The following is a 23,225-nucleotide window of genomic DNA, read 5'->3' on the forward strand; positions in this document are numbered from 1 at the left end:
GAAGCCTTGCGCGCCTTCGCAGTTATCTGCGGCCACCGGAATCACCGGTGGCCGCTACCAAGATCTTTTGTTTCCGCTTCGGCGTCCATTCCAGCAAGCTTGGTGACAGCAAAGCACCTGCGACGAAAGGACTTCCGATGCCACACGCCTCGGCCGACTGGGTGCGGTGGCAGAACTCCCTCACCACCGGAAACCACGATCTCGCGGGCCGCGTCGCCCTTGTTGTCGGTGGCACCCGCAATCTGGGAGCAGCCTGCGCTGAACAGTTCGCCGCCCGCGGCGCGACCACGGTGATCAGCTACGCCCACGGCGAGCACGCCGCCGCCCGCACCCTCGCGGCCCTGGAACGCTTCGGCGTGCGCGCCGAGGCCATCCGGTCGGACGCGACCCAATCCTGCGATGTGAACACGCTTTTCACGGGAGTCCTCGCCCGGCACGGTCGCCTCGATATTGTCGTGCACACGGTCGGCGCGGTCCTGGACAAGCCCCTCACCGAGCACACCGACGCCGATTTCGACCTGCTGCTCGACCACAACACCCGCAGCGCCTTCAATACCCTGCGGGCCGCCGCCCGGCATCTCACCGAGCACGGCCGCTACGTCGCCCTCACCAGCGCACTCACCGGATCCCACGGTGCGTCGGCGGCCGTGAAGGCCGCAGTCGAGGCGCTGGTGGTCACCGCCGCACGGGAACTCGCGGTGCGGGACATCACCGTCAATGCGGTCGCCCCGGGCCCGGTCACCGACGCGGTCCCGCCCGAGCCGCCGCGCCGCGACCGCCTCGGCCAGCCCGAGGACATCGCCCGGGTCGTCGCCTGGCTGACCAGCCCGGCCGCCGACTGGGTCTCCGGTCAGACCATCCGGGTCGACGGCAGCCCGGCCTGAACCACCGAACACCACTTCCGGCGCTCTGACCTGCGCGAAATAAATCTCAATATTCAGATACTTAACACTGGCATACTTGCTAGAAGGAGCTCGCCATGATCACCACAGCTGAAACAGCGACCACCACAACCGAATCCGAGCGGGTACCCGTCAAGCGCTGGCTCGGTGTCGCGGCCGTGGCCGTCGGCACCTTCTCGGTCGTCACCTCCGAGCAACTGCCCGTGGGTCTGCTCTCCTCGGTCAGCGAAGCGCTCGGTGTCTCCGAAGGCACTGCGGGACTGATGGTTACGGTTCCCGGCCTGGTCGCCTCGGCCACCGCGCCGCTGCTACCGGTGGCGATCGGCCGCCTGGATCGCCGCATCGTGCTGCTCGGCCTGATCACCCTCATGGTCGCCGCCAATGTCATGTCGGCCACCGCCCCGAACTTCGCGGTACTGCTCGTCTCCCGACTGCTGGTCGGCATTGCCATCGGCGGATTCTGGTCGCTCGCAGCCGGTATCGCGGTGCGCATGGTGCCGAGCAAGTTCGTGCCGCAGGCCACCGCCATCGCCTTCGGCGGCGCGACGGCCGCCAATGTGCTCGGCATTCCGGCGGGCACCCTGATCGGTCAGCTCACCGATTGGCGCATCGCCTTCGGAGTGCTCGGCGGACTGGGCCTGCTCGTGGTGACCGCACTACTGCTACTGCTACCGCAGATGCCCGCCGATAAGCCCGTGCACCTGCGCACCCTGGCCGAGCAGTTCCGCAATCCGGTCGTCCGCACCGGCGTGCTGGTCACCTTCCTGCTGGTCAGCGGTCACTTCGCGGCCTTCACCTTCGTCAGCCCGATCATCGAATCGCATATCGGCATCGACAAGAACCTGATCGGCCCGGTGCTGCTGGCCTACGGTGTGGCGGGCATTGTCGGCAACTTCCTCACCGGCGCGGCGGGTGGCCGCAATATTCACGCCACCATTGTCGCCATCAGCATTGTCCTGGCCTCGGTCCTGACCCTCGTCGCCCTGATCGGCACCACCCCGATCTCCGGCATCATCCTGCTGATCGCCTGGGGCCTGGCCTTCGGCGGCATTCCGGTCGGCGTGCAGACCTGGATCCTGCAAGCCGCCCCCGATTCCGCCGAGGCGGCAACCGCGCTGAACACCGCCATGTTCAATCTGGCCATCGCGCTGGGAGCCCTGTTCGGCGGCATCATCACCGACTCGGTGGCCCTCACCGCCGTGCTGTGGTTCGGCGCGGCGCTGAGTGTGCTTGCCTCCGTGGCGGTCTGGACCACCCGCTCCGCCAAGAACTGACCCGTCGATTCGCCCGAGAGGAGCAGCGCATGAACACCGCACCCACCACCATCGACGAAGCCCGCCCCACTCGCCCCAGGTCCGGCGGCTGGAGGTCCCGGCCCTGCACCGCAGCGGCGACAACCACGGCAGAGACCCGAGAGGTCGAACAGCCGGACCGCGACTCTCCGGCGATATCGACCAGGTAGTCACGCGGCAGTGAATCGAATGAGGCCCCGCACCGGAATCCGGTGCGGGGCCTCATCTTTGGCTGTGCGGCTACTCCTAGGCGGAGACTTCGCTGCGGTCACCGCTCCACAGGGTGTGGTACTTGCCCGGGGCGTCGATGCGCTCGTAGGTGTGCGCGCCGAAGAAGTCGCGCTGGCCCTGGGTGAGGGCGGCCGGGAGGCGCTCGGCGCGGAGGGCGTCGTAGTAGGAGAGCGAGGAGGCGAAGGCCGGGACCGGGATGCCCAGCAGGGTGGCGGTGGCCACCACGCGACGCCAGCTGTCGATGGCGGTCTCGATCGCCTCGCGGAAGTACGGGGCCAGGATCAGGCTCGGGAGGGCCGGGTCCTGCTCGTAGGCGTCCTTGATGCGATTCAGGAAGCGGGCGCGAATGATGCAGCCGCCACGCCAGATGGTGGCCATATCACCGGGATTCAGGTCCCAGTTGTATTCCACGCTGCCCGCGGCGATCTGGTCGAAGCCCTGCGCGTAGGCGACGATCTTGGAGGCGTACAGGGCCTGGCGGATGTCCTCGGTGAACTGCTCGACATCGGTGGGCTTGGCGGCCAGGGTGCCCGAGGCCAGACCGGTGGCGGCCTTGCGCTGCTCACGCGAACCCGACAGGGCGCGGGCGAACACGGCCTCGGCGATACCCGTGACCGGGATGCCCAGATCCAGCGCGGACTTGACGGTCCAGCGGCCGGTGCCCTTCTGCTCGGCGGCGTCCACGATCACGTCCACGAGCGGCTTGCCGGTCTTGGCGTCGACCTGGTTGAGCACCTCGGCGGTGATCTCGACCAGGTAGCTCTCCAGATCACCGGAGTTCCACTGGGTGAACACATCCGCGATCTGCTTCGCACCGAAGCCGAGGGCGTCGCGGAACAGGTGGTAGGCCTCGCCGATGAGCTGCATATCGGCGTACTCGATGCCGTTGTGCACCATCTTCACGAAGTGGCCGGAACCGTCGGGGCCGATATGCGTGCAGCACGGAGTGCCGTCGACCTGCGCCGCAATCGATTCCAGCATGGGGCCGAGCGACTCGTAGGACTCCTTCGGGCCGCCGGGCATGATGGCCGGGCCATTGAGCGCGCCCTCCTCACCACCGGAGATGCCCGCGCCGACGAAGTTCAGCCCGCGCGCCTTCATGGCCGCCTCGCGCCGGATGGTGTCGGTGTAGAGGGCGTTGCCGCCGTCGATGATGATGTCGCCCGGCTCCATGGCGTCGGCGAGCTCCCCGATGACGGCATCGGTCGGGTCACCGGCCTTCACCATGATCAGCACGCGGCGCGGCTTCTCCAGCGCGGCCACGAACTCCTCGATGGTCTCGGTGCGCACGAAATCACCCTCGGAACCGTGAGCCTCGAGCAGAGCGTCGGTCTTGGCGACGCTGCGATTGTGCAGCGCGACCGTGTAGCCGTGATTGGCGAAGTTGCGGGCGATATTGCTGCCCATCACTGCCAGGCCGGTGACCCCGATCTGTGCGCGCGCTGTGGAGGACGCCATGAATCAGTCTCTCTTCGTTCGACAGGGTTGCTTGGGTGACCGCGCGAAGCCGTGCGGCGGGCCCCGGAATTTCTTCCGAAGGCACCGTCACATTTCTACCTGGTCGATATCACCGGCGAGTCGTCAGGTCACAGGAGCTTCTCGAACCAGTGGTCCGCGAATGGGCTGTTGTTGTAGGCGGGGATCTCGCGGTAGCCGTGCCGGGCGTAGAGCGCCCGTGCCTCGACCAGGTCCGCGCGGGTGTCCAGGCGCAGGACGGTGAGTCCCAGTTCGAGCGCCGCGGTCTCCACCGCGGCGATCAACTGCGCTCCCCCGCCCTCGCCGCGCGCCCCGGGGCGAATGAATACCTTTGTCAGTTCACCCATTTCGGGGCCGAGACGGCGCAGCCCGACACAGCCGACCGGCTTGCCCTGCCACAGGGCCACCAGGAAGACCGCCACACCGTCCGCGGGCTCCTCGGCCAGATACTCGTCCAACTCCGGATCCGAAATGGTGCGGCCGTAATAGCGCCCCGCCACCTCCGCCGTATAGTCCCGCAACAGCCCGACTGCATCGGGATGGTCAACCCCCAAAGCCTTGACGCTCCAATGGTTCACACTCACCCGCCCATCCTCACCGCCAACGGCCCCCACAGCATCTGAATTTCCGGCCGCACACGGACGAGCATGCAATGGCGGGGGCATCTTCTCGGGCGATTCCCCCGCCATTGCATGGTGATCTTGGTTTCGGGACGGATCAGCGGAGGGCGGCTGCCTTGCGGCGGGCTGCCGTGGCCTTCTTGGCGGCGGCCGTTTGCTCCGTGGTCTTCGTGGCCGCCGTGGTCTTCGTGGCAGCGGCCTTCTTCGCGGGAGCCGCCTTCTTGGCCGCGGGGGTCTTGGCCGCCTTCGCCTTGGCGGGCTTGGATTCGAGAGCGGGCTGGGCGTCCAGGACGGTCTTCAGGAACTGGCCGGTGTAGCTGTCGGCCACGGCCGCAACGTCTTCCGGGGTGCCCTCGGCAATGACCATGCCGCCGCCGGAGCCACCCTCGGGGCCCATATCGATCACGTAGTCGGAGGTCTTGATGACATCCAGGTTGTGTTCGATGACGATGACGGTATTGCCCTTGTCGACCAGGCCATTGATGACGATCAGCAGTTTGCGGATGTCCTCGAAGTGCAGGCCGGTGGTGGGCTCGTCCAGGACATAGACCGTGCGGCCGGTGGAACGCTTCTGGAGTTCGGCGGAGAGCTTGACGCGCTGCGCCTCACCACCCGACAGCGTGGGCGCGGATTGGCCCAGGCGGACATAGCCGAGGCCGACCTCGACCAGGGTCTTGAGGTAGCGGTGGATGGAGGTCACCGGTTCGAAGAACTCGGCCGCCTCCTCGATGGGCATATCCAGGACCTCGGCAATGGTCTTGCCCTTGTAATGCACTTCCAGGGTTTCGCGGTTGTAGCGCGCACCGTGGCAGACCTCGCACGGGACATACACGTCCGGGAGGAAGTTCATCTCGATCTTCAAAGTGCCGTCGCCCGAGCAGGCTTCGCAGCGGCCGCCCTTCACATTGAAGGAGAACCGGCCTGGCTGATAGCCGCGCACCTTGGCCTCGGTGGTCGCCGCGAACAGGGTGCGGATCTTGTCGAAGACGCCCGTGTACGTGGCCGGATTCGAGCGCGGGGTGCGGCCGATCGGCGACTGATCCACCTGCACCAGCTTGTCCAGGTGATCGAGACCATTGATGCGGGTGTGGCGGCCCGGGACCTGGCGTGCGCCATTGAGCTTATTGGCCAGCACGGTCGCCAGAATGTCATTGACCAGCGTCGACTTTCCGGAACCCGAGACGCCGGTGACCGCGGTGAGCACGCCCAGCGGGAAGGTCACGTCGATATTGCGCAGATTGTGCTCGACCGCGCCGACGACGGTGAGCTGCTTCTTCTTGTCGACCGGCCGCCGGACCAGCGGCAACTCGATGCGCTCGCGGCCGGAAAGGTATGCGCCCGTAATGGATCGCTTGTCCTTCAGCAGCCCGTCATACGGACCGGAGTACACCACCTGACCGCCGTGCTCACCGGCCAGCGGGCCGATGTCCACCACCCAGTCCGAGGCGTGAATGGTGTCCTCGTCGTGCTCCACCACGATCAGGGTGTTGCCCAAAGACTTGAGGCGCGTGAGGGTTTCGATGAGGCGGCGATTATCTCGCTGATGCAGGCCGATGGATGGCTCGTCCAGCACATACAGCACGCCGACCAGTCCGGAACCGATCTGCGTCGCGAGCCGGATGCGCTGCGCCTCACCACCGGACAGCGTGGCCGCCGCCCGGGACAGGCTCAGATATTGCAGGCCCACGTCCAGGAGGAAGCCGAGCCGCGCCTGAATCTCCTTGACCACCTGCGCGGCGATCGCGGCCTGGCGTTCATCCAGGGTGAGCGCGTTCAGGAATCCGGCCGCCTCGCCGATGGACAGTTCGGAGATATCGGCGATCGACTTGATCTCCCCGCCCGCTTGCAGCGTGACCGCGAGGATCTCCGGCCGCAACCGCGCGCCATTACACACCGGGCACGGAATATCCCGCATGTACCCGTCGTAATGCTCCTTCATCGTCTCCGATTCGGTGCTCTCCATGCGCCGCTGCAGGAACGGCATCACACCCTCGAAATCGGCGTAGTACGAACGCTTCCGGCCGTACCGGTTGGTATAGGAGACATGCACCTGTTCGGAGCTGCCCTCCAGGACCGCCTTGCGGGCCTTGGGCGGCAGGTCCTGCCACGCCGTGTCCATGGAGAAGCCGAGCCCCTCGGCCAGGCCGGACAGTAGGCGGGTGAAGTATTCGGCGGTCTGCCCGCGCGACCACGGCGCGATCGCGCCCTCGGCCAGGCTCAATTCCGGGTCGGGCACAACGAGATCCGGATCGACCTCCTTGCGGATGCCGAGACCCGTGCAGTCCGGGCACGCGCCGTAGGGCGAGTTGAACGAGAAGGACCGCGGTTCCAGATCCTCGATATCCAGGGGGTGCCCATTGGGGCAGGCCAGCCGCTCGGAGAAGCGCCGCTCACGATCGTGCGCGTGCTCATCGCGATCCACGAAGTCCAGCACCACGATGCCGTCGGCCAGCCGCAGCGCGGTCTCGATCGAATCGGTCAGGCGCTGTTTGGAAGTGGGCTTCACGGAGAGGCGGTCGACGACCACCTCCACATCGTGCTTCTCCTGCTTCTTCAGCTTCGGCGGATCGGTCAGCGGATACACCACACCATCCACCCGAACACGCGAATAGCCCTGCGAGTTCAAGGACTCGAACAGATCCACGAATTCGCCCTTGCGGGTACGCACCACCGGCGCGAGCACCTGGAACTTGATGCCCTCCTCCATGGCGAGCACCTGGTCCACGATCTGCTGCGGCGACTGCTTCTCGATCAGATGACCGCAGACCGGGCAGTGCGGGGTGCCCGCGCGCGCGAACAGCAGGCGCAGATAGTCGTAGACCTCGGTGATGGTGCCGACCGTGGACCGCGGGTTGCGGTTGGTCGACTTCTGGTCGATCGACACCGCGGGCGAGAGGCCCTCGATGAAGTCCACATCCGGTTTGTCCATCTGCCCGAGGAATTGCCGGGCATACGCCGACAGCGATTCCACATACCGGCGTTGTCCCTCGGCGAAGATGGTGTCGAACGCCAGCGAAGACTTGCCGGACCCGGACAGCCCGGTGAACACGATGAGGCTGTCACGGGGTAGGTCGAGATCGACCCCTTTCAGGTTGTGCTCCCGCGCACCACGCACCGTCAGGCGATCCGCCACCGGCCATCCTTCCAACGTTTCGGCATCCAGAGTTACCCCCGACGCCATGCTAGGCGCGCCCACCGACAAGTTCGGCCGCGCACACTGAAACGCTGGTCACAGTGCCGACATCAATACAGGTCAAGCCAAGTTCTCGACCACGCCAACCGTCAACTCGGGAACCCCGGCCGCAGTCGGCAGCGGCCGCCGCACACAGGGCGCGATGGCCCGCGACTGTAACCCGCGCTCGCGCGCCCGCTCCTCGGTAGTGACGGCCGCACCCGCCGCGGTGACCAATGCCAGATCCCCGTCGAAGCGGCGATACAGCAACCGTCCACGGCGGGTATGCGGATCGGCGTAGAACAGATGCGGCAGCCCGCCCAGGCATAGTCGCGCGGCGGCCTCGTCATCCACCAGCACGGGCACCGGATCCCGGTGCTGGCGCAGGGTGCGCGTCCCGAGCGGACCGGTCCAGCACACCACCGCGTCCGCGCCCGTCTCGGCGTCGATGAATAGGTGCGCGTCGTAATCCATGGCGTCGAGCACCTTGGCCGCCGCCGTCGGAGTCGCCACCTGTAATCGGCAATCCTTGCGCCGCACAATGGCTCGCGGCCCGGTCACCACCGCCAGGGTGGGCCGCGCCGGATCCGGCCAGGGCCGGGACAATTCGTCCGGTGGACAGCCCAATCGCAGGTCCAGGCGTTCGAGCGCGAAGGTCGCGGCGAACCGTCCCGGCCCGGCGACCTGAACCCGGTACGCCTTCCCCAGCGCCCGGATCGTCGCCTGCACCAGGGTGGTCTGCTCGGCCGAGTCGGGCCAGTGCAGGCGAACCCGCACCGGCCCTTCGACTCCGTGGCGGCGCAGGATTCTGCCCAGCCCGCGCACCACTCGGGTCACCTCCGCAGGTGGGACGGGTCCGCGAGTGGTCACCACGAAGTCGGGATCCGCCGCACTGGACCACACGTCGAACGCGTCCATAGCCGACCCTCTTTCCTTGATGCCCAGCCGATTGCGAACCAGCCCGAAAGACCGGTCTGTACCTACCCAGTCCGGTTTCGGCCCAGCCCCATACGACCCAGCCAGATCCCGACCCGGCAACCCGAATTAATGGCAACACATTCCGAGGTATTCGGGACAGGGCCGAAAGTCCCCAGCGTCGAAACAAGGGACCTTTGCCCGTATCCGCTTGGCTTCGCACGGGTTACGTTGCCTGTGTCGCCTCGCGCACGCCCGCGCCCGCGCTGCCGCATCCCGAATGAGCCTGGAGGCCGTCGTGATCAATGTCTTCCTGGTGGACGATCACGAGATCGTGCGCCGTGGCCTGACGGACCTGTTGGAGGAGGATCCCGAGCTGCATGTGGTCGGCGAGGCCGGCGATGTGGCGGAGGCGCTGGCCCGAATTCCCGCGCTGCGCCCCGATGTCGCGGTCCTGGACGTCCGGCTGCCCGACGGCAATGGCATCGAACTGTGCCGCGACCTCCTGGCCGAGCACGACGACCTGCGCTGCCTGATCCTCACCTCCTACACCGATGAGCAGGCCATGATGGACGCCATTCTGGCCGGGGCCAGCGGCTATGTGGTCAAGGACATCAAGGGCATGGAGCTGGCCAAGGCCATCAAGGAGGTCGGCGCGGGCCGCTCGCTGCTGGACAATCGGGCCGCCGCCGCGCTCATGGCCCGGCTGCGGCGCAGCACCGAATTCGACGGTCCGCTGGCCGGTTTGACCGAACAGGAACGCAAACTCCTGGACCTGCTCGGTGACGGCCTGACCAACCGGCAGATCGCCGAGCGCATGTTCCTGGCCGAGAAGACGGTCAAGAACTATGTCTCGCGACTGCTGGCCAAACTGGGCATGGAACGCCGCACCCAGGCCGCGGTGCTGGCCTCGAAACTGCGTACGGGACAGTCACGTTCGGCGTGACAACCTTTCGGCAACCAGTCGGCGCGTAGACTCCCGCGCAGCCCGTGTGCCACCGACGGACCGCAGGATACCTATGCACGACGCCCACCGCGCCGGTCCACCCTCGGTGCGAGAGACGCTCTCGCAGTTGCGATTACGCGAACTTCTCTCCGAGGTCAAGGACCGGGTAGAGCAGATCATCGATGCGCGCGATCGCATCGACGGACTGGTCGAAGCCATGCTCGCCGTCACCTCCGGCCTCGACCTGGATCAGACCCTGCGCACCATCGTGCGCGCCGCCACCGGTCTGGTCGACGCCAAATACGGCGCGCTGGGCGTGCGCGGGCACGAACGTCAGCTCAGCCAGTTCATCTATCACGGCATCGACGAGCAGACCCGCATCCTGATCGGCGACCTGCCCGAGGGGCACGGCGTGCTCGGCCTGCTGATGAGCAAACCCGAGCCGATCCGCCTGGAAAACCTGACCCGCCATCCCGCCTCGATCGGCTTCCCGCCGCATCATCCGCCCATGCACACCTTCCTCGGCGTGCCGGTGCGGATTCGCGGCGAGGTGTTCGGAAACCTGTATCTCACCGAGAAATCCGGCGGGCATCCCTTCACCGAGGACGACGAGGTGCTCTTGCAGGCCCTCGCCGCCGCGGCCGGTATCGCGGTCGACAATGCCCGCCTCTACGAGGCCGCCCGCACCCGGCAGGCCTGGATCGAGGCCACCCGCGATATCGCCACCGAATTCCTGGCCGACACCGACCCGAATCAGGTGCTGGCCCATGTGGTCGAGCACGCGCGCGAACTGACCGCCTCGCATCGGGCGCTGCTCGCCGTGGTGGCCGATCCGGATACCCCGCCCGAGGACGTCACCGAACTGATCGTCGTGCAGCGCTCCGGACAGGGAGTCGAGAACGGCGACGCGATCGTGCGCACCACCGGTACCGCGGTCGGCACCGCGCTCACCACCCGCACCCCGCTGCGCTTCGACGACGCCCGGCACATCGACCTGGGCAAGCCGATCGCCGGAATCGGGCCCGCGCTGGTGCTGCCGCTGCACACCCCGGATTCCACACTGGGCGTGCTGATCACGCTGCGCACCGCCGAATCCGCGCCGTACAGCGACGAATTGGTGGAGCTGATCGCCGCCTTCACCGATCAGGCCGCGCTGGCAATGCAATTGGCGGTGGCGCAGCGGCGCATGCGCGAACTCGACATTCTCACCGACCGCGATCGCATCGCCCGCGATCTGCACGATCACGTCATCCAGCGGCTGTTCGCCATCGGACTCGCCTTGCAGGGCACCGTGCCCCGCGCCCGCGTGCCTGAGGTGCAGCGACGACTCACCGACACCATCAATGACCTGCAGGACGTCGTGGAGGAGATCCGCACCTCGATCTTCGATCTGCACGGCGGCGACGGGCACAGCACGCGACTGCGCCAGCGCATCGAGCGTGCGGTCAAACAGCAGACCGCCTCCACCAAGATCCGCGCCCTCATGCACGTCACCGGCCCGCTGTCGGTGGTCGAGCCCGGCCTGGCCGATCACGCCGAAGCCGTTGTGCGCGAGGCGGTCAGCAATGCGGTCCGCCATTCCGGCGCGGACACCATCACCATCGATATCGGCGTCGCCGACGATCTCACCATCACCGTCGCCGACAATGGCTGCGGCATCGCCGACGACATCACCCCCAGCGGCCTGACCAATCTCGCCCGCCGCGCCGAGGAATCCGGCGGCAGCCTGGCCGTCTACCCCCGCCGCGACCCCAAGGACCAGAACGGCACCGGCACCAAACTCAATTGGTCGGTGCCGCTGCACTGACCCGCCTCTCCGCCAATTCAGCGCACGGCTGAGTGCCTTTTCAGTTATGCACGCGTGGTGCGGTCATGGGCAACACCGATCATGGTGGTACCCGGGGAGTTACCCGGACCTTACGAAATCAGTTGTCGCGTCAGCTGATCGGCCCAAGGAGTAGGGCGGAGTTGTTGCCGCCCATGCCGAGTGCGGTTTTCAGGGTGAGGCCGTCGGTGCCTTGGATCACGCCGTCGACCAGCCGGGCGTGCGCTTCGGAGACGATGGGGGCCGAAACCACCAGGCCGCGTTCGTAGCCCAGCGCCACGCCCGCCACCTCGACGCCCGCCGACGCGGCCTGACAATGCCCGGTCAGCGGTTTGGTGGCGATCACCTGGGGCCGGTCGTCGAACATCTTGGCCAGCAGCGCGGTTTCGGCATCGTCGCACTGCTGGGTGCCCGAACCGTGCGCGTTGAGATACGCGACCTCGTCGGGACGCACATTCGCGCTGGACAGGGCGCGGCGCACGCATTCGAAGATCTGCTCGTGCGAGGGCTCCACCGAGATCACGTGGTGGCCGTCATTGGACATGGCCCCGCCCAGCACCGCCGCGTACGGCCGGTCGGCCTCACGGGTCACCACGAAGGCGGTCGAGGCCTCGCCCCAGCTGAACCCCCGGCTGCCGGTCTGGAACGGGCGACACGCCAGGAGCGGTTCCTCGTCGGTGATGGCCGCGCCCAGCGCCTCGAAATGGTTGACCATATCGGCCGTGCCGGACAGGTCGGTGGCCACCACCACGACATCGTCGGCGACACCCTGTGCCAGCCACATCTGGGCCGTGATCAGGGCGGCATTGGCCGAGGAGCAGGCCGCGGTGACATTCATGGCCGGGCCGTGGAAGCCGAATTCCTGCATGATCATCGAGTTCGGGGTCGAGGGCAGCAACCGCATGTAATCGCGGGCCCGGCGGCTCCCGCCGTCCTCGACGTAGAAGTCCCGCATCTCGTACACATTGCCGAGCACGATGGCGTGCAGCAGGCCGACCGTGCGGCCGCGCCGCCAGCCGCGCGCGGTGGCGTCGGCGACCGCCTCGCGCACCGATTCCAGAATCGCGTGCATATAAATGCTGGGTCCGAAATCCTCGGAATCGAGTTCCGGCACGCGGGCAACCCAGCCGGGACGATCACGTTCCGGGCCGTACCCTGGGTACAGCCGGGCTGCGGGCTTGCCACTCAGCAAACCCTCCCACAGGGCTTCTCGACCCCAGCCGTACCCGGTGACGGCACCGATGCCGGCAATGGTCATATGATCTTGGTGCTGCTCTGCGGTATCCGTGGTGGGGGTGGTGCCAGGCATTGCATCGCTCCCTTCAGAGCCAGTGCCTGTAATGATCACAACCTCAGGCCGATGCTGTTCGGAAGTGTGATTGATTCAATACGGTTGGCGCGGTATCCCAGCAACCTTGCCGACCCCACAATAGTGCCGTGCTCCACCGACGTGTTTCAACGACGATCAGGGGGTGCTCGAGGTGGTTGGTAACGATCGGGCTAACGCTCCGACCGATGCCGAACAGCTTGCCCAGCGGTACCGCTCACTCGTGGAATTCAGCCCCGACGGGGTAGTCGTCCACGAACGCGGGACCATCGTGTACGCCAACCCGGCCATGGTCCGGCTGCTCGGCGGCGAGACCGCCGACGACATCGTGGGTCAGCCGGTGGCCAGATTCGTGGAACCGCGTGATGTGCCCGCCATGCTCGAGCGCATCCGCCGCCTCACCATCGCCGGCACCGCCTCCGAACCGGCCGAGCTGAGCCTGGTCCGCACCGACGGCAGCAATGTCGAGTGTGAGACCGTCTCGGTGCTCACCGCCTGGCACGACCGCCTCGCCTATCAGGTGGTCGTGCACGATCTGACCCAGCAGCGCCGCGCCGAGGCCGCACAGCGGCGCGCCGAGCAGTTCTTCACCACCGTGGTGTCGCAGCTCGAAGAAGGCGTGGTGGTCATCGACAAGGAGGGCCGCATCGAATCGGCCAATCCGGCCGCGCGGCGCATTTTCGGGTACGACGCCGACGATCTGATCGGCACCAGGATCGACGACCTACCGCTGGCCTTGCTGGACGCCAATGCCCAACCCATGCCGACCGCCTGGTATCCGGTGATTCGCACCCTGTCCACCGGTGAGACCGTCACCCGCTTCGTCTTCGGCGTGGACCGCCCCGACGGGCAGCGGCGCTGGCTCTCCGCCTCGAGCCGCCTGCTCAACCCGGAGGATCCCAACTCCTCGGCGGTGTCCTCGTTCAATGACATCACCGAATTCCGAGCCAGCCGAAGGCAATTGGAGTACCAGGCCACCCACGACCCACTCACCGGGCTGGCCAATCGGGCGCTGGTGCTGTCCCGGCTGGCCGGGGCGCTGGGCACCACCGAGACGCTGCCGGTCTCGACCGTGCTGTTCATCGACCTGGACGGGTTCAAGCAGATCAACGACACGCTCGGCCACGCCATCGGCGACACCGTGCTGCAGATCGTGGCCCAGCGCCTGCAACGCGGGCTGCGCTCCGATGACATCGTGGGCCGGATCGGCGGCGACGAATTCCTGGTGCTGCTGTCCGGACGCACCCTCGGCGAGGATTTGGACGCGCTGGTCACACGGCTGCGCCAGACCATGGCCGAGCCGATCATCGCGCGCGGTCACCGCATCCAGGTGAACGCCTCGATCGGCATCACCCCGCTGCACATCGGCGACAGCCGCAGTCCCGAGGCCGTACTGCACGATGCCGATCTGGCCATGTACCGAGCCAAGCCGTCCGGCCACCAGAATGGCACGCTGAGCGGCCGCAGAGGCGATTCGGCCAGAAGCGACTCGACCCACGCCTCCTGAGCCGCGCATCACGGTTCGACCTGGCGATACGGCGAGCTCGCGAAACGCGAACTAGACTCGACAACTCTGTTCTCGATGCTTCGCACGCGCGCGCCCGGAAGGCCGGCGTGGTGACAAGGAGTTCCGCTTTGCCTGATTTGACCGAGGAGCGTCAGACGTCTGTGTCCGAACACAAAGACGTGGAACGGGAACAGCAGCACCTGGACGTGCTGTACGACCGACTCGACAGCATGCGCGAATACGCGCAACGCCGCCTGCGCACCGTACTGCTGGAGACCGGCGGCACCCCGCAGGCCCGCAGTGAACGGGAATCGTTCACCCAGCTCTACTCCGAAGACCTATCCAAATACGATGCGGCCGAACACGGTTTGTGCTTCGGACGCATCGACCTCTCCGAGAACGGGGACTCCGAACAGCGCTATATAGGCCGCATCGGCATCCTCGACGAGAGCCACGATTACGAGACCCTGCTGCTGGACTGGCGCGCGCCCATGTCCCGGCCGTTCTATCTGGCCACCACCGCCGCCCCCGACGGCGTCACGCGGCGGCGGCACATTCGCTCGCGCAATCGCAAGGTCACCTCGCTCAATGACGAATACCTGAGCCTGGAGGCCGCCGTCCGCGACGGCGTGGTGGACAGCGACGGTGGCGTCGGCAGCGAGAGCGCGCTGCTGGCCGCGCTCAATGCCGCCCGCACCGGGCATATGAACGACATCGTCGAAACCATTCAGAGCGAACAGGATTCGATCATTCGCTCCGAGCACAAGAGCGTGCTCGTGGTGCAGGGCGGGCCGGGTACCGGCAAGACCGCGGTGGCGCTGCATCGCGCGGCGTTCCTGCTGTACACCTATCGCAAGCAGCTGGATAAGTCCGGTGTGCTGATCATCGGGCCGAACAGCACCTTCCTCGACTACATCGGCCAGGTGCTGCCCTCGCTCGGCGAGACCGGCGTGCTGCTGTCCACCATCGGCGACCTGTACCCGGGAGTGCGGGCGACCGTGGAGGATTCGCTGCGCGCCGGGGAGCTCAAGGGCTCGCTGGCCATTCTCGATGTGCTCAAGAAGGCGGTGCGGGACTGGCAGGACGTGCCGTCCGAGCCGGTGCGGCTGCACTTCGACGGGCACGACCTGCTGCTGGACCGCAAGATCGTCACCCGGGCGCGCGGCCGGGCCCGATCCTCGCGGCGCGCGCACAATCTGGCCCGGCCGGTCTTCGCGGCCGGGGTGGTGGACGCGCTCACCGAGCAGCTCGCGGAGATCATCGGCCGGAACCCGCTCGGCGGGCGAAACCTGTTGAGCCAGACCGATCTCACCGAGATCCGCGACGAAATGCGGGGCGACGCGGAGATTCAGCGCGCCATCGCGGCGCTGTGGCCCATCCTGTCCCCCCAGGAAGTGCTGGGCGGACTGTGGGCCGACCCCAAGCGATTGGCCAGGGCCGCAGGGCAACTCAGCGACGCCGACCGCGCCGAACTGTACCGCCCCGACCACAATGAATTCAGCGCCGCGGACGCCCCGCTGCTGGACGAACTGGCCGAACTGCTCGGCGTGGACGACACCGAGGAACGCGAGCGCGCCCGCCGCCGCTGGCGTGCCCAGCTGGCCGAGGCGCAGGACGCCCTCGACATCCTCACCGGCTCCGCGCCGCAGGATCTCGAGGACGACCTGGACCCCGAACTCCTCATGGCCTACGACCTGATCGACGCCGGGCAGCTCGCCGAACGCCAGCAGGTCCGCACCAGCCAGACCACCGCCGAACGCGCCGCCGGGGACCGCACCTGGACCTACGGGCACGTCATCGTCGATGAGGCGCAGGAACTTTCGGAAATGGCGTGGCGCATGGTCATGCGGCGCATCCCGAACCGCTGGATCACCGCCGTCGGCGATGTCGCCCAGACCGGCGACCCGGCGGGCGCGTCCTCCTGGCAGCAGGTCCTGGAACCCTATGTGGCCAAACGCTGGAAGCTCACAGAACTGACCGTCAACTACCGCACCCCCGCCGAAATCATGGAGGTCGCGGCGGACGTCCTGGCCGAAATCGACCCGGGCGCCTCCATCCCCCGCTCGGTCCGCGACTCCGGCTTCCGCCCCGCCGCCCACCGCGTCCCGAAATCCGAACTCGCCGACCAGGTCAAGCGCCTCGTCACCGACGAGGCCGAACACCCCGGCACCACCGCCGTCATCGCCCCCCACGACCTGGCCGCCGAACTATCCCACCTGACCGGTGATTCGGTCCGAGTCCTCACCGTCCACGACGTGAAGGGCCTCGAATTCGACGCGGTAATCCTCGTAGAACCCCAACAAATCCTGACCGAGTCCCCCCGAGGCCTCAACGACCTCTACGTAGCCCTCACCCGAGCCACCCAGCGCCTCAACGTAGCCCACACCGAACACCTCCCCCCGGTCCTCCACCGCCTCTACGAGGACTCGGCCACGTAGCCGCGGGCGCAGCCCTAAGGGGTTCGCCGGGCGCAGCCCTAAGGGGGTTCGGGGGCTTAGCCCCCGTCCTCCGTTCCTCTTTCAACAGCGAAGCGGCCGTGCCCTTTTGGGCACGGCCGCTTCGTTATGTTGAGCTTCAGCGCACGGTGTGCACGATCAGCACGTCCGAGCGGGACTTGCGAGCTACGTCCGAGGGGACCGAGCCGAGCAGGCGGCCAGCAAGGGTGTTCAACCCCCGGTTGCCGACCACGAGCAGGTCGGCGTCGACCTCCTTGAGCAGGGTGAGCAGGGATTCGACGGGCTCGCCGACCACTGCCTTCTCCACCACGTTGGCGGCGCCGACGGCAACCGCCTTGTCACGTGCGATGCGCAGGATCTCGCTGGTCGGGGCGGACCCGCGGACCTGGTAGGCCTCTTCCTTCAGCACATCCGCGGCGGCCGCCACATCTTTTGCGTCGGTCGGGTAGTAGGCGCAGGCGATGTACAGCGTGGCGTCTTCGTTACCGGCCAGAGCAGCGGCCCGCTCGACGGCGACGTACGACGAGTCCGAGCCATCGGTACCGACGACAATCGTCCGGTAGGCGGTCATTCTCTCCTCCAAGTACAAGGTTCGGGCCGCGACGCCCCCGCTAATACGGTTACCGGCGCGGCAACTTCGCCTGACAATAGCGGCATATCCGACGGAAATTTTCGATATCGCACCACATCACACTTGCGCGCCGCACCGGGCGTACAACACATTCCCCGATCGCGCCCGAAACGGCCTCGGCTACCAGCGAATTTCGCAGTACTCGCCGGAACGATCCGAAAACGTTAACCCTATTGTGCCCCTGGGATATTCGTCACAAGTCCGATGTGCCCGGCCCGCCCGTTGTGACAGTGCACAACAGACGGGCCGGTAAATCATGGCGATTCCAGCCGATCAATGACGGGCAATACTATCCGCCAGGTTCGACTCAGAGGTTGAAAAGCGGTCCGGTGAGCGTCAATCCGAGGTCGCTGCCCACATAGGAGAAGAAGGCGAACAGCATCAGCGATGCGCCCGCGAGCGCCACATCCTTGTTGAACGAGATCATCTCGGTCTGCTTGGCCTGCGGATCGGTTTCCTTCCAGAACGCGTGCATGAGGAACGCGGTCGGCAGCAGGAAGATGAACAGCAGCAGCGCGCCCAGGTCCGCCCAGACGCCGAGCAGCACGCTCAGTCCGCCCAGCACCAGCAGCACGCCCGAGGCGAACACCGCCGGCTTGGGCGCGGGAATGCCCTTGAACTGTGCGTACTGCGCCATCTGCTCGGTCTGGGTGAGGTGACCCACGCCCGAGCTGAGGAACAGTGCGACGAAGAGGATCCGCCCGATCAACACCAGAACATCCATGGCTCGCTCCTTGGTCGATGCGCCATTAGGTGACACGGCAACCAACTTCATCAGGGCGGTGCTTATTCCCGATCTTGCAGGGCTGTCAGGAGAGTAGCGAGGTCCGCGCGTATTCCAGCGGAGCCATTCCGATCTCCTGCGCGAACTCCCGGGAGAAGTGCGCCTGATCGAAATATCCGAGCTCCAGGGCCAGCGCGGCCAGGTCCGAGGTGCGCCCCTCGGCCAGCAGGTGCGCGCCATCCTGCAGGCGATAGCGGCGCAGCACCCACTTCGGACCCGCGCCGACGTAGCGGCGGAACACTCGCTGCAAGGTGCGGACCGGAATGCCGAAAAGGTCGGTGACCTGGTCGACCCGGGTCAATTCACGGTGTGATTCCATGGCGGCGACGATCTCCAGGACCTGCCGGTAGGCGGGATCCTCGGTGAGATCCAGGCGCTTGGCCGCGGCGCTGAGGAAGTCCTCGACCAGGGTGCGGCGCTGCTCGGAATCGGCTGCGGCGAGCACGCTTTCGGACAGGCCCTCGACCTCCGGGAAGGCCGATTCGGGAAAGACCTCGGCCATGGGCACCGAGGTATCGCGCAGCGATCCCACGTCAAGCCCGGTGAACGCGCCGAAGCCGCCGGGCAGGAACTTGGCCCCGAACGTCTCCCCCACCTCCGCCAGCTCGCGCACGTACTTCTTGGTCCAGACGCCGGTCACGAAGCCGCCGGTGCGCTCGTGACAGTCCTCGAAGGTCAGATTCACCGAGGGATAGGGCAGCACCTCGGCGTAATAGGGCGGCATCCCCCGACGGTCCCAATTGACCGACCAGTACCACTCGACATAGCCGCTCACCCGCGGGCCCGCGGCCAATCGGCCGAGGTTGCTGGCGCGCAACTGCTCGCGTGGGCGCAGCAGGCCCTTGGCGGTTTCCGGCGGCGGCACCGGACGCGGCCGGAAGCCGTCTCCCCCAGCATTTCCGGTGGTCATCGGGCCTGTCGCTTTCTTCCAAGACCATGGCCGCCGCGACGACGAGAGTAATAGCCATGAGCAACGCAGTGAATCCGATCCCCGAGGGCTACCACTCCATCACCTGCTTCCTGGCCGTCACCGACGGCAACAAGGCCATCGATTTCTATTCGAACGTCTTCGGCGCGAAGGTCATTTCCCGCAGCGATCTGCCCGACGGCCAGCCCGCGCACGCCGAGCTGCTGATCGGTGACTCCACCATCCAGACCGGCATGGAAATGCCGGATATGGGCCTGCGCGCCCCGAACGGCGAATGGGTGCATACCAGCATCGTGCACTACTGCCCCGACGTGGACGCGGTCGTCGCCCTGGCCACCGAGAACGGTGCGCGCCGGGTGGAGGAACCGGCCACCTTCGTCACCGGTGACCGGTTCGGCGTGGTCATCGATCCGTTCGGGCACCGCTGGGTGGTCATGACCCGGGTCGAGGACGTGCCGCGCGAGGAGGCCGAGCGCCGCGTCAATGAGTGGCTGGCGCAACAGAATTGACGAATGGCGGGGCCGGTGACCGGCCCCGCCATCGCTATTCCATCCCGCTTACGCGACGCCGATCGAGACCGGCGCGGACGCCGGAACCGAGACGGTTATGGACGCGTCCGCAGCCACCGGCACGGGCGTCGGAACCGCCACGGCGATCCGGGTATCCGCGGTGACCTGCCCGGGCGCGGGCACCGAGACGACCGCCGCCGGGACCGGCACGGGTGCCGCCACCGGCAGCAGCGCGCGCGGGGGGACCTCCATCACCGCTTCCGTCACCGCCAGACATCCGCCCAGCCGGGGCGGCTGCCGCAATCCCGAATCCCCGTGCAGCAGTACGCGTACCGCGGCCCACGGCAGGTTCACACCGGTGAACTCGGTCTGGAACAGTCCCGCCGCCGGGCGCGGGTTCGCCTCCAGCAAGACCGGCTCGCCGTGATACTGGCGCAGCTGCACATTGGTCAGATACGCCAGCTCGAAATGCTTGACCAGGCGTTCGGCAATGCCGGTGGCCCGAGGGTCGTCGAGCAACATGCGATAGCGCCCCTGCTTGGCGCGCGGAATGCCGACCAGCAGTTCGCCGCCGGGGGCGGACAGGCAGTCGACGCTGATCTCCGGGGCGTCCAGGAACGGCATCACGATCAGTTCGGGGACCATATCGCTCTCGTCCGCGGCTCGCCGCAGCGCCTGTGCCACGGCGTCCACCGAGGCCACCGGCAGCGGCGGAACCAGCAGATCCTTCATGCTCAGCGGCCGGTCTTGCAGAATCCGGAAGCCGAATGCCGAGTACTCCCCGGTCGGTTTGATGCAGAGCTTGTCATCGGTCAGCGACAGCTCCTCGACGGCCGCGCGGAATCCGTCCGCATCCGCGACCACCCGCCAGGGCGGCACCGGAAGGCCTGCCGCACTTGCCTCTTCATAGGTGCGGCGCTTACTGGTCAGCACCTCCACCGCGGACAGCGGCGAGCACATGAGCCTGGTGCCGATCTCGGCGAACTCCGCCGACCGCCCCGCGAGCGCGGTCAGGCGGCGCGGCGGAATCATGACATCGATGCGATGCCTGCGACAGAAGTCCAGGGCGAACCGCGCGTACTCGTCATTGCCGACATGGCGCGGCTCGATCTCGGACACATCAGAAGCCGAGAGCGCCGCCGCATCAGGATCAACATTGCTGGTGTAGATACTGACATCGACCCCATCGGGGTTCTCTCGTAACAATCGCATCACCTGGGTTGTGGCAACCCCGGCGCTGCTGAGCCAAATACGAAGCGCTATAGCAACGCTCCTCCCCGCTAGCGCGAACGTGTAACGGGCGGATCGTAGCTCGGTTCTATGTCCTGAGCATTTCGTCGAAGATGAACATGTCCACAGCGTCGAAGATGAACGTGTCACACAGCGTCGAAGATGAACATGTCGACAGCGTGAAAGTTACTGCGGTGAACTAGCTGTCATTGTAGTCCGGCGGCGTCCATACCGCGGAGTTCCTTCTTGAGATCCTGGATCTCGTCACGCAGCCGCCCGGCAAGCTCGAACTGCAGCTCGCGCGCCGCGTTCATCATCTGCGCGGTCATGTCTTTCACCAGGTCAGCGAGCTCGGCACGCGGCATGGACTTGATATCGCGACCCTCGTAGACCCCGGCGCTGACGGCCCGGCCGGGCTCACCCTGCGCCCGCCGCCCACGGCTGACATTGCGCCCGGAGCCGCCGATCTCGACCTCGACATCCTCGGCCTCGCGATACACCTGATCGAGAATGTCGGCGATCTTCTTGCGCAAGGGCATTGGGTCGATGCCGCGCTCGGTGTTGTAGGCGACCTGCTTGGCCCGGCGGCGTTCGGTCTCGTCGATGGCCTGCCGCATGGAGTCGGTGATCTTGTCCGCATACATGTGGACCTCACCGGAGACATTGCGCGCCGCGCGGCCGATGGTCTGGATCAGGCTGGTGCTACTGCGCAGGAAGCCTTCCTTATCGGCATCCAGGATCGCGACCAGCGACACCTCGGGCAGATCCAGGCCCTCGCGCAGCAGGTTGATGCCGACCAGCACGTCGTATTCACCCAACCGCAGCTGGCGCAACAGTTCCACGCGGCGCAGGGTGTCGATCTCCGAGTGCAGGTAGCGCACCCGCACGCCGAGTCCGAGCAGATAGTCGGTGAGGTCCTCGGACATCTTCTTGGTGAGGGTGGTGACCAACACGCGCTCATCGCGTTCGGTGCGCAACCGGATCTCGTGCACCAGATCATCGATCTGGCCCTTGGTCGGCTTCACCACCACGTGCGGATCCACCAGGCCGGTCGGGCGGATGACCTGTTCGACGAATTCGCCTCCGGTCTGGCCCAATTCGTACTTGCCGGGGGTGGCCGACAGATACACCGTCTGCCCGATGCGCTCGGAGAATTCCTCCCAGGTGAGCGGCCGGTTGTCGGTGGCCGAGGGCAGCCGGAAGCCGAATTCCACCAGATTCCGCTTGCGCGACATATCGCCTTCGTACATGCTGCCGATCTGCGGCACGGTCACATGCGATTCGTCGATGACGAGCAGAAAATCCTCGGGGAAGTAATCGATCAGCGTCGCGGGCGAGGAACCGGCGGGCCGCCCGTCGATATGACGCGAGTAGTTCTCGATGCCGGAGCAGAAGCCGACCTGCTTGATCATTTCCAGGTCGTATTGGGTGCGCATCCGAAGTCGTTGCGCCTCCAGCAATTTGCCCTGCTTCTCCAACTCCGCGAGCCGCGTTTCGAGTTCGGACTCGATATCGCCGACCGCGCGTTCCATGCGATCGGGACCGGCGACATAGTGGGTGGCCGGGAAAATGCGAACCATATCCACCTGCCGCACCACATCACCGGTGAGCGGGTGCAGATAATAGAGCGCCTCGACCTCGTCACCGAAGAATTCGATGCGGACCGCCAATTCCTCATAGGAGGGAATGATTTCGACGGTATCGCCGCGCACCCGGAAACTGCCGCGGGTGAAGGACATGTCATTGCGGGTGTATTGCACGTCCACCAGCAATCGCAGCAGCCGGTCCCGGTCGATCTCGCCGCCGACCTCCAACTGCACCGAGCGATCGAGATAGGACTGCGGGGTGCCGAGGCCGTAGATGCAGGACACCGACGCCACCACCACGACATCGCGCCGGGACAGCAGGCTGGAGGTGGCCGAGTGGCGCAGCCGCTCCACATCGTCGTTGACCGAGCTGTCCTTCTCGATATAGGTATCGGTCTGCGCGATGTACGCCTCGGGCTGGTAGTAGTCGTAGTACGAGACGAAGTACTCGACCGCATTGTTCGGCAGCATCTCGCGCAGCTCATTGGCCAGCTGCGCGGCGAGGGTCTTGTTCGGAGCCATCAGCAGCGTCGGGCGCTGCAACTTCTCGATGAGCCAGGCCGTGGTGGCGGACTTACCGGTACCGGTGGCACCGAGCAGCACCACGTCCCGCTCACCCGCATTGATCCGCCGCTCCAGCTCCGCGATGGCGGCCGGCTGGTCACCGGCGGGTTTGAGCTCGCTGACCACCTCGAACCGGCCGTCGGCGCGTTCGATCTCGCCGATCGGGCGAAAGTCGGAATGCGCGAGCGGCAGGTCATCCGGGGCGTCGGTTGCGAAAGCCATGCCCACCAGCCTAGGACGACCCACCGACAGATTCAGCCCGACCTGCCCCGACCGGCTCGGCTTCTCCGGCACGCCGGTCCGATCGCGCCGCGCCGGAGAAGC

Annotated in this window: 17 protein-coding genes; 7 read left to right on the top strand and 10 right to left on the bottom strand. The window is 66.6% G+C overall.

The features are described from left to right. Nucleotides 1-137: 137 nt before the first annotated feature. Nucleotides 138-884, top strand: a complete 747-nt coding sequence (locus tag AB0N05_RS30550; protein WP_364700249.1) for an SDR family oxidoreductase — start codon at nt 138-140, stop codon at nt 882-884. Nucleotides 885-979: 95 nt separating this feature from the next. Beyond that, complete coding sequence (locus AB0N05_RS30555; protein ID WP_364700251.1) at nt 980-2,176, top strand: MFS transporter; 1,197 nt, start codon at nt 980-982, stop codon at nt 2,174-2,176. A 264-nt stretch (nt 2,177-2,440) separates the two neighbouring features. On the opposite strand, the gene gndA is transcribed toward AB0N05_RS30555, so the two are convergent. The 4 genes from gndA to AB0N05_RS30575 form a co-directional block, all read right to left on the bottom strand. Beyond that, the gene (gene gndA / locus AB0N05_RS30560; protein ID WP_364700253.1) at nt 2,441-3,883 is read right to left on the bottom strand and encodes an NADP-dependent phosphogluconate dehydrogenase; all 1,443 of its coding nucleotides are present in this window, start codon (nt 3,881-3,883) and stop codon (nt 2,441-2,443) included. A gap of 128 nt (nt 3,884-4,011) precedes the next feature. Further along, nucleotides 4,012-4,485 (bottom strand): GNAT family N-acetyltransferase, encoded by a 474-nt coding sequence (locus AB0N05_RS30565; protein ID WP_364700255.1) that lies wholly within the window; start codon nt 4,483-4,485, stop codon nt 4,012-4,014. A gap of 133 nt (nt 4,486-4,618) precedes the next feature. Beyond that, the gene (gene uvrA / locus AB0N05_RS30570; RefSeq protein ID WP_364700257.1) at nt 4,619-7,654 is read right to left on the bottom strand and encodes an excinuclease ABC subunit UvrA; all 3,036 of its coding nucleotides are present in this window, start codon (nt 7,652-7,654) and stop codon (nt 4,619-4,621) included. 120 nt (nt 7,655-7,774) lie between these two features. Next, nucleotides 7,775-8,611, bottom strand: coding sequence for a sigma 54 modulation/S30EA ribosomal C-terminal domain-containing protein (locus AB0N05_RS30575; protein ID WP_364700260.1), 837 nt, complete (start codon nt 8,609-8,611; stop codon nt 7,775-7,777). Nucleotides 8,612-8,906: 295 nt separating this feature from the next. Between AB0N05_RS30575 and AB0N05_RS30580 the strand changes: the two genes are divergently transcribed. Together AB0N05_RS30580 and AB0N05_RS30585 are read left to right on the top strand one after the other, a co-directional pair. Next, nucleotides 8,907-9,554: a response regulator transcription factor gene (locus tag AB0N05_RS30580; RefSeq protein ID WP_364700866.1), complete on the top strand. Its 648-nt coding sequence runs from the start codon at nt 8,907-8,909 to the stop codon at nt 9,552-9,554. Nucleotides 9,555-9,627: 73 nt separating this feature from the next. Then, entirely contained in the window at nt 9,628-11,361 is a 1,734-nt protein-coding gene (locus AB0N05_RS30585) for a GAF domain-containing sensor histidine kinase (RefSeq protein WP_364700262.1), read from the top strand. A gap of 130 nt (nt 11,362-11,491) precedes the next feature. Here AB0N05_RS30585 and AB0N05_RS30590 read toward each other — a convergent pair whose 3' ends face one another. Next, a complete protein-coding gene (locus AB0N05_RS30590; RefSeq protein WP_364700265.1) occupies nt 11,492-12,688 on the bottom strand; it encodes a beta-ketoacyl synthase N-terminal-like domain-containing protein in 1,197 nt (398 codons plus the stop codon). Between the two features lie 163 nt (nt 12,689-12,851). On the opposite strand from AB0N05_RS30590, the gene AB0N05_RS30595 reads away from it, so the two are divergent. Together AB0N05_RS30595 and AB0N05_RS30600 are read left to right on the top strand one after the other, a co-directional pair. Beyond that, nucleotides 12,852-14,213: a diguanylate cyclase gene (locus AB0N05_RS30595; protein WP_364700267.1), complete on the top strand. Its 1,362-nt coding sequence runs from the start codon at nt 12,852-12,854 to the stop codon at nt 14,211-14,213. A gap of 161 nt (nt 14,214-14,374) precedes the next feature. Continuing rightward, nucleotides 14,375-16,651, top strand: coding sequence for an ATP-binding domain-containing protein (locus tag AB0N05_RS30600; protein ID WP_364700270.1), 2,277 nt, complete (start codon nt 14,375-14,377; stop codon nt 16,649-16,651). A gap of 136 nt (nt 16,652-16,787) precedes the next feature. Here AB0N05_RS30600 and AB0N05_RS30605 read toward each other — a convergent pair whose 3' ends face one another. The 3 genes from AB0N05_RS30605 to AB0N05_RS30615 form a co-directional block, all read right to left on the bottom strand. Then, nucleotides 16,788-17,240, bottom strand: a complete 453-nt coding sequence (locus AB0N05_RS30605; RefSeq protein WP_364700272.1) for a universal stress protein — start codon at nt 17,238-17,240, stop codon at nt 16,788-16,790. A 367-nt stretch (nt 17,241-17,607) separates the two neighbouring features. Further along, nucleotides 17,608-18,024 (bottom strand): DoxX family protein, encoded by a 417-nt coding sequence (locus tag AB0N05_RS30610; RefSeq protein ID WP_364700274.1) that lies wholly within the window; start codon nt 18,022-18,024, stop codon nt 17,608-17,610. Nucleotides 18,025-18,109: 85 nt separating this feature from the next. Further along, on the bottom strand, nt 18,110-18,994 hold the full coding sequence (locus AB0N05_RS30615) for a helix-turn-helix domain-containing protein (RefSeq protein WP_364700276.1): 885 nt from the start codon (nt 18,992-18,994) through the stop codon (nt 18,110-18,112). 56 nt (nt 18,995-19,050) lie between these two features. Here AB0N05_RS30615 and AB0N05_RS30620 point away from each other — a divergent pair, with 56 nt between their 5' ends. Next, complete coding sequence (locus AB0N05_RS30620) at nt 19,051-19,521, top strand: VOC family protein (RefSeq protein ID WP_364700278.1); 471 nt, start codon at nt 19,051-19,053, stop codon at nt 19,519-19,521. 48 nt (nt 19,522-19,569) lie between these two features. Here AB0N05_RS30620 and AB0N05_RS30625 read toward each other — a convergent pair whose 3' ends face one another. Both AB0N05_RS30625 and uvrB read right to left on the bottom strand, forming a co-directional pair. Next, entirely contained in the window at nt 19,570-20,733 is a 1,164-nt protein-coding gene (locus tag AB0N05_RS30625; protein ID WP_364700280.1) for an ATP-grasp domain-containing protein, read from the bottom strand. 224 nt (nt 20,734-20,957) lie between these two features. Beyond that, nucleotides 20,958-23,123 carry an excinuclease ABC subunit UvrB gene (gene uvrB, locus AB0N05_RS30630; protein WP_364700282.1) on the bottom strand — a complete coding sequence of 722 codons (2,166 nt, stop codon included), beginning with the start codon at nt 23,121-23,123 and terminating at the stop codon, nt 20,958-20,960. Nucleotides 23,124-23,225 lie beyond the last annotated feature (102 nt).

The organism is Nocardia sp. NPDC051030 (assembly GCF_040683015.1).
GTDB lineage: Bacteria > Actinomycetota > Actinomycetes > Mycobacteriales > Mycobacteriaceae > Nocardia.